The organism is Bacteroidia bacterium (assembly GCA_016218155.1).
In the GTDB taxonomy this organism is placed as follows: domain Bacteria; phylum Bacteroidota; class Bacteroidia; order Bacteroidales; family GWA2-32-17; genus GWA2-32-17.
Genome location: JACREQ010000010.1, coordinates 1 through 13,628, shown reverse-complemented (window position 1 = coordinate 13,628; position 13,628 = coordinate 1). Strand labels below are relative to the sequence as shown.

General features: G+C 31.3%; 12 protein-coding genes. 8 read left to right on the top strand and 4 right to left on the bottom strand.

The genetic code is table 11. The features are described 5' to 3' along the window. From HY951_01315 to HY951_01305, 3 genes are all read left to right on the top strand, one after another. On the top strand, positions 1 to 1,813 hold a 1,813-nt coding region (locus HY951_01315; GenBank protein ID MBI5538669.1), incomplete at its 5' end, for a PAS domain S-box protein. A 121-nt stretch (positions 1,814 to 1,934) separates the two neighbouring features. After that, complete coding sequence (locus tag HY951_01310) at positions 1,935 to 2,378, top strand: flavodoxin domain-containing protein (protein ID MBI5538668.1); 444 nt, start codon at positions 1,935 to 1,937, stop codon at positions 2,376 to 2,378. Positions 2,379 to 2,388: 10 nt separating this feature from the next. Continuing rightward, positions 2,389 to 2,814: a hypothetical protein gene (locus HY951_01305; protein ID MBI5538667.1), complete on the top strand. Its 426-nt coding sequence runs from the start codon at positions 2,389 to 2,391 to the stop codon at positions 2,812 to 2,814. A gap of 6 nt (positions 2,815 to 2,820) precedes the next feature. Here the strand turns inward: HY951_01305 and HY951_01300 are convergent, their stop codons facing one another. From HY951_01300 to HY951_01285, 4 genes are read right to left on the bottom strand one after another with little or no spacing between them, the layout of a single operon-like run. Continuing rightward, positions 2,821 to 4,059, bottom strand: coding sequence for an OmpA family protein (locus tag HY951_01300; protein ID MBI5538666.1), 1,239 nt, complete (start codon positions 4,057 to 4,059; stop codon positions 2,821 to 2,823). A 32-nt stretch (positions 4,060 to 4,091) separates the two neighbouring features. Continuing rightward, on the bottom strand, positions 4,092 to 4,916 hold the full coding sequence (locus tag HY951_01295; GenBank protein ID MBI5538665.1) for a hypothetical protein: 825 nt from the start codon (positions 4,914 to 4,916) through the stop codon (positions 4,092 to 4,094). A 20-nt stretch (positions 4,917 to 4,936) separates the two neighbouring features. Beyond that, entirely contained in the window at positions 4,937 to 5,605 is a 669-nt protein-coding gene (locus HY951_01290) for a DUF4190 domain-containing protein (protein ID MBI5538664.1), read from the bottom strand. 7 nt (positions 5,606 to 5,612) lie between these two features. After that, entirely contained in the window at positions 5,613 to 5,810 is a 198-nt protein-coding gene (locus HY951_01285) for a hypothetical protein (GenBank protein ID MBI5538663.1), read from the bottom strand. Positions 5,811 to 6,021: 211 nt separating this feature from the next. On the opposite strand from HY951_01285, the gene HY951_01280 reads away from it, so the two are divergent. The 5 genes from HY951_01280 to HY951_01260 all read left to right on the top strand — a co-directional run. Then, complete coding sequence (locus tag HY951_01280) at positions 6,022 to 6,246, top strand: helix-turn-helix transcriptional regulator (GenBank protein MBI5538662.1); 225 nt, start codon at positions 6,022 to 6,024, stop codon at positions 6,244 to 6,246. A gap of 311 nt (positions 6,247 to 6,557) precedes the next feature. Continuing rightward, complete coding sequence (locus tag HY951_01275; GenBank protein ID MBI5538661.1) at positions 6,558 to 6,938, top strand: response regulator; 381 nt, start codon at positions 6,558 to 6,560, stop codon at positions 6,936 to 6,938. 183 nt (positions 6,939 to 7,121) lie between these two features. Then, a complete protein-coding gene (locus HY951_01270) occupies positions 7,122 to 7,463 on the top strand; it encodes a LytTR family transcriptional regulator (GenBank protein ID MBI5538660.1) in 342 nt (113 codons plus the stop codon). Between the two features lie 138 nt (positions 7,464 to 7,601). Beyond that, on the top strand, positions 7,602 to 9,212 hold the full coding sequence (locus HY951_01265) for a T9SS type A sorting domain-containing protein (protein MBI5538659.1): 1,611 nt from the start codon (positions 7,602 to 7,604) through the stop codon (positions 9,210 to 9,212). A gap of 18 nt (positions 9,213 to 9,230) precedes the next feature. Next, positions 9,231 to 13,628 (top strand): hypothetical protein (locus HY951_01260; GenBank protein MBI5538658.1); only part of this gene is annotated, 4,398 nt, incomplete at its 3' end.

Sequence of the window (13,628 nt, the reverse complement as noted above, 5' to 3'; positions counted from 1 at the left end):
TGAAAAACTTCTTCGTAAAGTGTTAAATACTGGAATTTCAGAAGCTGTTGACCTTATTTGGCCTAAAGCTGACAATATTGAATACTGTTATAATGTTTTTGCTTTCCCAGAATTTGGGCGAGATGGAAAGGTTGTTAGTGTGATGACAATTTCTCGTGATATAACAAAGATCAAACAAGCAGAAAAGGAGAATTTGAACAATCTGAAATTCTTTGAATCCATGGATAGAGTAAATTTGGCTATTCAAGGAACTAATGATCTTGAAAAAATGATGAGTAATGTTCTCGAAACAGTATATTCTATTTTTAATTGTGATCGGGTATGGTTGTTATACCCATGTGATCCTGATTCATCAACATATTGTGTCCCGATGGAAGTTTCCAATCCAGAATATCCTGGCGCAAAGATTTTAAACATTGAAATACCTATGTCACCGGAGGAAGCTCAGAATATGAGGGAAGCATTAGCATCTGTTATGCCGGTTACATACTTAAATAGTCAAGAAAAACCTATACCAACAGACAAAAAATTTAACATTCAGTCTCAGATGTTTATTCCGATATACTCTAAACACGGGAAACCATGGGTATTTGGAATGCACCAATGCTCATATCCAAGAGAATGGACAGTAGAAGAGAAAAATCTGTTTCAGGAAATAGGTAAACGATTGAGTGATTCACTATCTAGTTTGCTCATATTAAAAGATCTTCGTGAAAGCGAAAAAAAATTCCATGACTTATTTGATAATGCAGGAGATGCAATATTAATTACAGACACTAATACTGGAGTAATTATTGATGCCAACAAAGAAGCTGAGATATTACTTGGAAGACCAAAGAATGAAATTATCGGTATAAATCGTTCGGAGGTTCAGCCAACTGATAAGCCAGAGAAATATGAGAAACTATTTAGAAAGCATGTTGAAGCGGGAAAAATAAAGAACGTAGAATCAGGGGTAGTTACTAAAGATGGAAAACTTATTCCGGTTCGTATAAGTGCAGTGGTTGTTGAATTAAAAGGAAAAAAAGTAATTCAAGGTTTTTATAGAGATATAACAGAGAGTAAGAAAGCAGAAACAGATTTATTAAAAGCTAAAGAAAAAGCCGAAGAAAGTGATCGGTTAAAATCAGCTTTTCTTGCAAATATGAGCCATGAAATACGAACTCCGATGAATGGTATCTTAGGTTTTGCAGGACTGTTAAAAGGACATAATCTTACAGGTGAAAAGCAGCAAGAATATATAGATATCATAGAGCAAAGCGGACAGCGTATGTTAAATATTATTAGTGATATTATTTATATTTCTAAAATTGAATCAGGACAAATAGAAGTTCATGTTTCAGAAACAGAAGTTAATACTCAAATGGAGTATTTGTATAATTTCTTGAAACCTGAAGTAGAGCAAAAAGGAATCCGTTTCTCAATAATAAATGACTTGTCTTTAAAGAATGAAATAATTTTTACTGATAAAGAAAAGCTTAGTGTAATTATGGTTAATCTGATTAAAAATGCCATAAAATTTACTAATCAAGGTTTTATTGAGTTTGGATATAAGAAAACTGAGAATTATTTGGAATTCTTTGTAAGAGACTCTGGTGTAGGCATTCGTTCAGATCAACAGGAAATTATTTTTGAGAGGTTCAGGCAGGGAAGTGAATCTCTTTCTAGAAATTATGAAGGCGCAGGACTGGGATTATCAATTTCTAAGGCATTTGTTAAAATACTTGGAGGGAAAATATGGGTAAACAGCGAATTTGGAAAAGGTTCTGTTTTTTATTTTACCATTCCAAGTAATACTGAACTCAAAATTTAAATAGTCGCAAATACTTTTAAAACAATGTGTAAAATGTAATAAACATTGAATTAAGTGAAATAATAAAACTTGAAACATATTTGTTTTTTTATAAATTTGTAAATCTTAAACTGTAAAAACGTTGAAATCATTAGTCATTTACGACTCAAATTTTGGTAATACTAAAATAATTGCAGAAGTTATTTCAAAGGGATTTGGTGAAAATGCAATTTGTATTTCGGTTAATGAATTTTCACCAAAATATTTAGAAGGCGTTAAATTGATTATTGTCGGTAGTCCTATTATTGGATGGCAACCTACCGAGAGAATGATGGCATTTCTTAATTATTTTAACCCTAACGAATTAAAAGAAATAAAAGCTGCAACTTTTGATACCAGAGTGAAATTATTTATCCATGGTGATGCTGCTAAAAAGATTGCATTAAAATTAAAAGAGCTGGGCGCAGAAATGATCGCAGAACCACAACCGTTCTACGTAAAAGGTAAAGAAGGACCATTGTTTGATGGTGAAGTAGAAAAGGCTACAGACTGGGTGAAAACTTTAATTGATAAGTGCAATAATTGATATTGTAACAATGAAGAAAGCAAAGAAGTATTACATTATTTTAGGAATTATACAAGTTGTTATTGCTATTTGTTTTATAGTAGTAGGGATAGTGATAGAAGTAAATACGAGTATCTTTTTAACAAATAAATTACATTTTATTTCAAATTTCTCATACCCATTCTTTTTTATTCCGGATCATTTTATACTAGCATTTCATGGAATTGGGAATCTTATTGGTGCATTTTTTTCATTTATGAGATTCAATTTTACTGGTAAATTAGGTGTTTTTTTAGGAACATTATTATTTCTTTGGATTATTATACAAATTATAATAATTGGGTTAATAAGTTTTATGCAGCCTCTTTTAATTGCAATTGGTTTTGTTGAAGCTATTCTCGGTTATACAATTTATAAGAAGTTAAAAAAACAAAGTCAACATAATTATTACTATTAATAGTAATCAATTTTCAATCACTCTTATTTCAACCCTTCTGTTTAGCTGTTGTTCGTATTCTGTAGGATTAATAGGGTGTAACATGTTTTTACTCCCAAAACCTATAGTTTGCATTCTGTTTGGGTTAATTCCTTTTTTTACAAGATAGTTAAAAACTGCTTTTGCTCTTCTTTCTGATAAACTTTGGTCGTCATTCAGATAATCTCCTAATGGGTCGTTCACATGTCCCTCTATGCTTATTTTAAGATTATTATTTGATTTTAATATTCTTAAAAGTTTTTCTAATGATGGTTTTGCACTTGAAAGTAATTGATCAGAACCACCACTGAAATTCATATTGTTAATTTTATAACTTTTTCCTTTAATTATTTTAAATAATTTACCAATAAAAGACAGTTGTTTCTTTTCAATAAGTTTTTTCGCATGAATTAATGTATCGGAGAAAAAATAATTAGATTTACTAACAAAAGAAAGAATATATTGTGGATCAGTAGATTTATATTCAACAGGAACAAGCATACTATACTCGCCTGTAATAGAATCAGATTTTACTTTAGCAAGAGTTTTACCTTCTTTATCTTCCCATAGTACAACAGCTTCAATAGGTTTGTTTGTAATTTGATCAACGGTTTTACCATTTATTTCATATTGTTTGAAATACCTAAACTGAATTTTATGTCCTTTTCCATTCTCATAAACATTATCTACAACTAAATAAATCCAATCACCGGGTTTTACTTTTATCGGCGAACTGTAATGTTTACCAGGTCCTGAATGAACATAATCAATGTCAGATGAAAATGACAATCCTGTTTTACCCAAATAAACAGAATCATTTCTTGAGATATTTGTTCTTATAGGTTTAATTTTCTTTGTTCTGATATCCTCACATGAATTGGAATCATTACAAAGAAATAACATGAAATCATAATCATCAGTTTTCTGTAATGGAATAATATCAAAAGCCAGTTCGGCATCTTCGGTATTTTTAAATTTATACCAAACAGTGTTATGTTCTTTCTCAATATAGTATAAACTGTTTTTAGAATTATTTGAGAATTCAAGTATATGACCATATCCACAAGGTGCATTAGTAGTACTAAACACACCAATACCTTTAATTCTCTTTGCATAAATACAATCGTTGGAATTGCTGATATCAACTTGATTCTTACTTTGAGAAAATAAATTTAAAACTGAGATCAATAAGAAGATGCTTGAAATTGCCCATCTATATTTATTCATGTAAATTAATATGTTACCAAAAGTAGGATTTGCTATTCTACTGAAATACTAAAATCAAAAAGTTTATCGTTTGAATAAATTGAAGGTGCTTGCCCTGCATAAATAAAACAATACTCACCCTTTTTTAAAGAAGTATTAAAAGTGACTTTATAAATACCTTCTTTAATTTCTTTGATTTCATATTGCACTTTATCTTTTTCAGGAATGCCTACACTATAACTATAATTACTTCCTCCACCAGTTTTAAAGAACCTGTGATCATTTTTAGCATAAAGCCAGACACAAACAAACTCATTGGGAGAAGTTGCTGTAGCAAAAAACCAATTTTCTCCATTCGTTTTTTCGTCTGTATTAAAATAAAAATAAAATTCAGGATTTGAAGTATCAATTTGAAAACGGCTATGCAGTCCTGACAAAGTGGAAGTGCTTCCTACTCCACCAAAACCACCGTAACTAAACCCTCCGGTTTTTGACCCGCTAACAACAGTTGCATTAATCTTTTTTAAAGGATTTGTAACATTTTTAGGGTTATAATAATAAATACCTGTTTTATGCATTTCATTCGGATTATTGCTATTTATTTCAATGGTGGCAGAAGTATTAGCATTGTCGCTAATTTTTATCATTTCATTTATTACTTCACCATTAACACCATTATTACTTAGGTCAATCAAAGCATTAGTACTTACATCAAAAGATGTAATACTCGTTTTAATTTTACTAATAATTGTAGCGGGGGGTAAACCAGTTTTAGTTAATGTAATTATTGTTTTATTATATAACGTATCATATTTGGGTTGAGTAAACGAATATTTACTTAATCCGATAATGAATAAAAGAATAAGAAAATTTCTCATAACACATTTTATTTTAATGATTAAAGACTTAAGATGAGTAAATAAAAGAATGCAGCTCCAAGACCAATCCAGCCGAGTATGATACCAAAAATTGCAAAACCTTTTCCTTTGATTTCGGTATGGCTTAACGACATTTGATGTTTCGCAATAAGGCTTAAAATAACTGCAGTTGCCGACAATATTATTGACACAACCGGAGTAACCTGTAGCAATAAAAGTCCTATTCCCAAAAGAGCCAGAAGAAAACCTAAAACAGCAAAAAGACCAATGGTTCTATCATCAATTGTTATGTTTTTTCTTTCTGTAGTATTTTTATTTTTTGTATTTACTTTCTTTTTTTGAAGGACTTGTTTTTCTTCAATTGCTTTTAATGATTTGTTGGTAATATTATCGAAAGTTGTATTAGAGGTTGATTTATCAATTGAAACAATGATGTTACTATTGTTATTGTCAGCTAATAATGTAGAGTCGTAATTCTGAACTTGTGAATACAAATTATTAACTTCAATTGCCTCGTTCTTTATGGAAGAGTTTACATTATTAGTTAGATTTATTTTGTCTTTAGAGATTTGAGACTTTTTCCATTCAACATGGAATCCCGGCATGTATAATCTTTTTTCAGTTGTGCATGATGAAATAAAAATTCCAAATGCAACAAAGATTAAAATAAATTGCAATGTGTTTTTCATATGAGTTTTATTTAGAAGTTAAAGTATCTTTCTGTGTAAAATCTTTCTGCTTAATATTTATTGCTCCTTTTAAAAGTTTCTGTCCTACTTCTAAAGCAGATTTGTTTTCTGTATAAATTTTAGAGTTAGAATCAGAGTTGTTGCACCCTGTTACAATTAGTATTGATGACAATACAATGCCGAAAATTTTAATTATACTTCTCATAATATTTGTAATTAAAGGTTAATACTATTATTTGTTTTATGTAAATTTTCAATAAGATTCCCTTTCTTATATTACATTTCAGACATTAGAAATTTCTATAAAAAACTAAATTTCAGTTAAACAATTTTAAAGCAAATATAATCAAAAATGATTAGTAATCAAATATGATTAGTAATTTGATAAAGATTTTCCCTTGATTAGTGTTTTAATTATGGAAAAATCAGAATTTAATAAGAAAATAGGTCAATATCTTAAGAAAAAGAGGCTTCAAAAAAAGCTTACTCAAGCTGAATTAGCAAGTATTATAGGTAATGATTTTCAAAATATTTCAAGAATTGAACGTGGGGTACTTAGCCCAACACTATATTGGTTAAGTAAAGTTACCGATGCCCTCGAAATGAATCTAGGTGATTTTATAAAGAATGCCTTAAAGTGATTTTTTCTTTTATTTACTATTAGTTGTTTTGGTATTTTAATTAAAATACTTTTTTCTCATTATCTCTTCATTTCAGGTAACTATTTATTTGTCATTTCAAATGAAAATTGTTTATTGTGCCATATTCTTGAATTTTTAAACGCTTGAGAATATGCGCTTTTGAAAATAATTTAAAATTATTTTCAAAATAGATGGTTACTAATTGAATCTCGTTCGACTATAGGCTAAATTTTAATCATTAATTGGAATTATTTTCTGTTACAATTCAGAGTAATGGAAAATGATAAATTCATTATTTACGCATCAACACAATGGAAATAAATCACTTGAAAGACAAACAGGTACTTATTGCTGATGATGATTATGGTTGTTATAGATATCTAAAGGCTATACTTGAAAAAACAGGAGCAAATATTCATATGGCAAATAATGGATTAAATGCAGTAGATTTCATTAAATCTAACCCCAATGTTGATATTGTCTTTATGGATTTAAACATGCCAATTATGGGAGGTTATGAAGCTATTGAGCATATCCGACTAGTCAATAAGGAGATTCCAATAATTATACAAAGTTGTAATGAAAATATAACTTATAAAGAAAATCCGATTCAGCATAATATCGAATTTATACAAAAACCATTTAAGCCAAGTGATGTATATGCTGCCTTAGATAAAATATTACATGAATAGAGTTTCACATTAATGAACATAAACAATGGAAACTAGCCTATCAAACTCAATTTCTCTTTCTATAAATGAAAAGCAGTTAATGGTACTTTTATTTTCCTGTCCGCTTGGTGAAACAAGTGCCAATTGCATTTTGTTTCAAACTAGAAAAATTGTTAAATCTGATTATATAAAAGCCAATATATTATGAAAACTGAAGCTATCGGTTTTAAAACAAAAAATGGAGTAGAAATAGTTCAACCTTCTGAAATAATATTTTGTGTCGCAAAAGGATCATATACAAAAATTGTAACCTCAGAAAAACAATTTATTGTTGCAAAAAATTTGAGCCAGATAGAAAAAAAATGCTGTTTAAAGCAATTTTTTCGTTCCCATAAATCATATTTGGTAAACACAAAATTTATTCAAAGAATTCATGAAGATAAGGTAGAGCTTAGGAATTATCAGGAATATGCTTTAATCTCCCGTCGAAAATACAAAGAAATTTTTATTGCACTAAAATTAAGCAACATAACAATTATTTCATGACCGTTCGTAAAATAACTCGACCGTTAATAAAACAGCACAGAAATGCTATTGTTTTTAAATTCTTTTTAAAATACATTTCGCTCCATTAAAAAGAAATATTTCATTTGGTAAAATATTTAACAAAATAAATTTTTAAGTATGATAACAATAACATTAGACTTTTTAAAAAAGTTATCTGGCATAAAAAATATTCTTGCATGCACATTGTTATTTAGTGTAGCAAGCACTACTATACATGCCCAACAGCATAAGATTTCTTTAATTCCGACTCCTTATTTATGGCTGAAAGCAGATTCCATTAATTCAGAACAAAAGATTTGGCCGGATTTGAGTAGTCATAGTAACAATATAAATCTTTCCTCTTCACCGATTGATTGGAGTAAAATAAATTACCAGCCGTCAATTAAAATGGAAACAGTTGCTCCTTTTGAAATATCTTATCGTCCTAAATTAAAAGGTGCTATTTGTATGTTTGCCGTTTATAGAATTGACACCTCCCAAAACGGCTACAGCATTTGGTCTGTAAAATTCGATTCTACTAATTTTATTGAAATGAACTCCCATTTTTTAAGAGATTTATATAATAAAAGTTTATATAGCTACGGTAGCGAAAGTTCCCCGAAAATAAACTTTTTCACACAAAACTGGATGCATCTAAAAGCAGATGTTTCACCAAATCACTTACTTGTTTGCGGAGGAGATTCCATACTTTCTTTCAAGGGTGAGATAGCCGAAATAATATTCTATAACCGTGAACTTTCAGCTAAAGAACTGACCAATATATTCACCTACCTTGCCGTCAAATATGGAATAACTCTAAACGAAATAAATTACAAACGTTCCGACAATGTGATTTTATGGGATGTTCAAAAAGACAGAGAATTTTCTAACGACATAGCTGGCATTGGCAAAGACAGCCGGTTACAAATCAATCAAAAACAATCTGCCGGAAACGGAGGAGAATCCCTCCTTAAAATATCCTCAGGTATTTCATTTGGTAACTGGAACAAAGAAAATACTCATACCATAAACGAAGGTGATTTCTTAATATGGGGTGACAACGGAAGAAACTTTCTTAGTTTTCCCAAAGATACCTCAATAACCGATTTGTCCAATTCTGCTTATTTAACAGACCTCAGTGAGCGTCAGTGGTTAATAAAAAGAACGGGTAATACAGTCGATCAGATTAAAACTTTAATAATGCTGTCGGCTCCGACTCTGGCACGTGACACCCTTATCCGGGTCAATCTTATAATCAGCCCGACCACAAATTTTAATTTTCCTGCCGATAGTTGTCTTGTTATTCCGGCTGATAGTACTGACAGTATTGGAAATTTATATTTTCACAATATTTATTGGGATACGGACAGTTCCGGAAGCGATGCTTTTACATTTCAAGCGGCTTCAATTCAACATAATGCAGAAAAAATGGCTAACAATACGGCGTACACAGACAGTTTGAATAATTACGATAATAACAGTAACAAAGACTCTAATAATGGTAACATCTCCTTTATTCATGTTTTTCCAAATCCGTCAAACGGATTATTTATAACACAGATACAACTGAAAGAGCCTGGAGATGTTTTTCTCTTTGTTTTGGATGAATCCGGACGAATCGCATACCAAAAAAAGCTTTGTGGCAATCAATGCTATATAGAAAATTTTCAGTTACATGAAGCAGGAACTTATATTCTGAATATAGAAAGTAAAGAGAAAAAACAAAATATAAAATTAGTAGTAAAGTAATTTCTAAAGATTAAAATTATGAAAGCTAATATATTTTTCGCTTCGATATTAATTGTGTTTTTTGCAGCACAATTTAACCTCCCCATAAATAATAACAGGAGCTCACATTATTCTAAAGCTTGTTATAGTAAAGAAGAATTTCCTGAAAATAGTAATGATTGCAGTCCATTTTTAAATTCTTTCTCAAAAGAAGAACCATTACAAAAGTCAGAATTTGCCGAGTACGTTCGGAATAACAATGATATTATTCTACCTGCAGATAATGGGGTTTTAATTATAGGAAGACTTACCGGAGAAACAGATAATGAATCTTTCCCATCGAACAATGAAGCTGTATTTATTATCAACGACCGTGTACCATCACAACAACAGGCTTATCTTGAATATGATTTATTCGGACTTGAAGATTTTACCTGTGTCAACAGGAGCATTAACGACCTGATTTCCCAAGGTGGGAAAATTATCCGGTTTAGAAATGAATGGTCGCATCAGGTTGAAAAAATAGATGTTTCTGATTTGCAGAAAGGAACCAATATTATTCGTTTTCATACCCCTGAAGATACCAGATTTCAATATAAAATCAAAAATGTCAGTATTCGTTTTGCAGAACCTTTATCCAAGAAAAGAGAAATTGTTATTAATTTACCCTCCAATCCGGCTCATTATGGACAATACGCCTATATCAATGGATTTGTTTTTTCGGGTGATACTACTTCTTATACTCTTCTAGCCAATGGAAAAACCGTTTCTGTTTTTGACTCTCATTTTGAAGACATTGTAACTTTAGCAGATACAAATAATCCTACTGTAGAACTGACAGTGTTCTTTAATGATGGAAAGACGTGCTCCACAACCATTGTTTACAATGAGGATAAAAAATACCATTATTTATCTAACAATACCTGGGTTGTACCATTTTATAAGACTTCCGTTTTCCCTAAAAAAAATAACTATGTGAATTTTAAAGGAATTTCCATTATCACTGAGGAAAATGCCGTTAAAAATAAAAAAGAAATCTCCATTATTGGGTTAAGGAATGAAGATATGCCCCAAATGGGTGCCGGCATGGTAAATGTTACAGCCGAATACAAGGGGTATCGCTGTTTACCTCACGAAACAAAATTCGAAACCTCGGTTGATGTTCATTTGTCTTATGATAGTTTGTTATTACCCCGAAACTATACCACTGAAGATATCAGGACATTTCATTATAACAAAAGCAAAAGAAGCTGGGAAATGATTGAATACGTAGGGATAGATAAAGACAAGAAACAGATTATTTCAAAAGCATACCAATTTGATGATTTTATCAATGCAGTATTGAAAACTCCGGATTTGCCTCAAACATCAGGCTATACTCCAACTACCATGAAAAATATGGCGTATGCAGACCCGGTAGCTCATGTGAATATTATAGCACCACCAAAAGCGAATAATATGGGAACGGCTAATTTATCTTACCAGATAAACATACCTGCCGGAAGACAGGGCTTACAACCACAACTTTCAGTTGTATACAACAGCGAAAAAAATACAGGTATTCCAGGAAACGGATGGGATATTCCATTTACCAACATATCGGTTGAAACACGCTGGGGAGTGCCAAGCTACGACAATACAAAAGAAACAGAAGAATACTTGCTTAACGGAGAACAATTAGTTGAACTGCAGATTGAAGGTGGAGATACTAACAGACTCCCTTTAGTTCATACGACTGCATTCAGAAATAGAAATACGTCAGATGTAACTTATTATGCATACAGGGTTGAAGGAGCTTTTTCACGTATTATCCGACATGGCACAAATCCTACAAATTATTGGTGGGAAGTGGTTGATAAAAATGGTACTACATATATATACAGCTACAATTGTATTTCAAAATGGCATTTGGCAGAAGTCAGGGACTTATATGGTAATAATATCAATTATGAATATGCATCAAATTGCAACTTAAACCCTGATAAAATATATTACACAGGTCATGACTCAATTAAGGGTATTTATTCGGTGGAGTTTTTACACGGTGATTTATCAGCTGATATAAGAACTTCAGCAAGATCTGGCTTTCTTGAAAATGAAAACGCACCTATAGAACAAGTTCTTATCAAATGCAAAAACGAATTTATCAAAGGTTATTTTTTCAAATATAAAACCGGTGCATATAATAAAAAATTGTTGTGTGCCATTGTTGATTATACAGATTCAAGCACTGTAGAGTCGATTCGCGAAAAAGACTGTGATCAATTGCAAACCGATTACATACACGGTACCCAAACACATATTTTTCAGTACTATGAAGATGAAGGATTGGACTTTCAGACAAGTCCAACCACTATTTTTGCTGAGGCAGAAAGCGATGAAAAAGCATTCGGTTTATTTACAGATCCCAACCATCAGACTATCGGACGAAGTAAAAGTTTAACATTAGGTGCAGGTGGTTCAATATGTCTGGGGTTTGGCAAGGAAATATTTTCCAAAAAAAACAGCGTGGGAGCCAATATTAATTTTTCGTATTCACCGCTTACTGAAAAAGTCCAGTTATTAGATATAAACGGGGATGGACTTTTAGATAAAGTGGTAAAACATAACAGTGATTACAAGCTTTACCCTGGATATTTAAACGGTAGTAATGAATTGTATTTTAATAGTTCATCAAGTACAATATCCGGCTTATCTAAATTGAGTCGAAGTTCCAATATTACATGGGGGTTAGGATTAGAAGCACAATGGAATTTTTTAGGTGCATTACATGGCTCTTTAAGTTTGAGTAAATCATGGAATAAGCAAACCAGCGACAGGTATTTTGTTGATATTAACGGTGATGGATTTGTTGATTTTATTAAACAGGGCAGTATTTACAATAATGTAAACGGTACATTTAGTGTTGTTGATGATAATGGCATTATAAAATCTCCCGATGATTCCTGTTACTTTACTACTTATACCGGGACTATTGACAGTTCGTTTTATTCACAAGAAAGTGAAAGTACGTTTAGTTTCCGTCGTGACCCTGTTAAGTTCTGGATTGCACCTACAACAACTGATGTGCTCATTAAAAGCTATATAAAAAGAATTAATCCCTCAAATAGTAATAAGCGCATAATTTATAATATTCAGGTAGGAAACAGTATTATATTAACAGATTCTATCGAACCAAATGATACGATTATCCATTTCGATAGTATTTGTCCTATTTCGGTTAGCGCTGGCACTCCTGTTTTTTTTCATATGCATTCAACCAACCCTATAGGAAGCGATGAAATAGCATGGGTACCTTCAGTTTATATAGTTAAGTCATGTCAACCGTCAACTGTACAGTATGATGCTGATGAAAATACGGTTAATAGATACAATTACTCCAAAGACGCACTATTGAGCGACCAGCAATATTTTATGGCACCATTAAAGGGGCACATTATTCTTAATGGTCATATTTCAAGTCCGGCTCAAAGCGATACACTTACGTTTATAATTAAACATAATCAAAGTCTTTTAACTGACACTATTTTCCCCGATAATCAATCATTTAATCATAATTTTAATTATGACCTTTCTGTAAATGAAAACGATTCCGTTTTGTTCAAGCTGAATAGCAATACAAATGTAAACTGGACGGATATTGATTTTCAAGCAAAAGTTCAATACTATCAGGCTGACAGTTTTCCTGCATTAGATACGTCTAATGCTTATTTATCCGTTGAGCCATATTATCCTTCTTTACAGATGTCAGCTTTTCCAAGAGCCGCAGTAATATCTACACCACATTATTTTACTGCTGATACTTTTTCATTTTCACCAAATATTACTTTTACCAACAATAATAGTGTAAACGGACAGGTTGTAGTTACGGCTAAATCAAAAAGAAAATTATTGTGCAAGAAAAATCTAACTCTTATTAACGGAATCATTCAAAACCCACCTATAATAAACCTTAACCTAAATTCAGGTGATACTATATGCTTTGATTTTTTTACTACAAATATTAATATAGGGGAAAAAGTGGTTTCAGCAAATGTAACCGCTTTAGATACAAACCTAAGTTATCCTTCCGGGTTTTATTATCTTTTTCCGGATAGTCTCAAAAAGTTTGGTAATTTGTACCGTCAGTGGGGACAATTTTCCTTTTACGATACACTAAATCCTTTATTTATTGATCAATCTAAATGTTTTAATGCTTTCCCCGATTCTGCTGCACTCAATAATATTCCTGTGGGATCAATTGACACCACCTCCACATATGACGATGTAAACGATATTTTCAGTTCACTTGGAGTTCATGATGTAAACTCAATATATTTTATGCCATTGATGGTAAATAATAAAGAAAAAAGATGGGATGACTTAATGAAAAGTGTTTGCATCAGCCCACTGACAATAATTAATCAGGATGGATTCCAGTACATTTATAACAATATT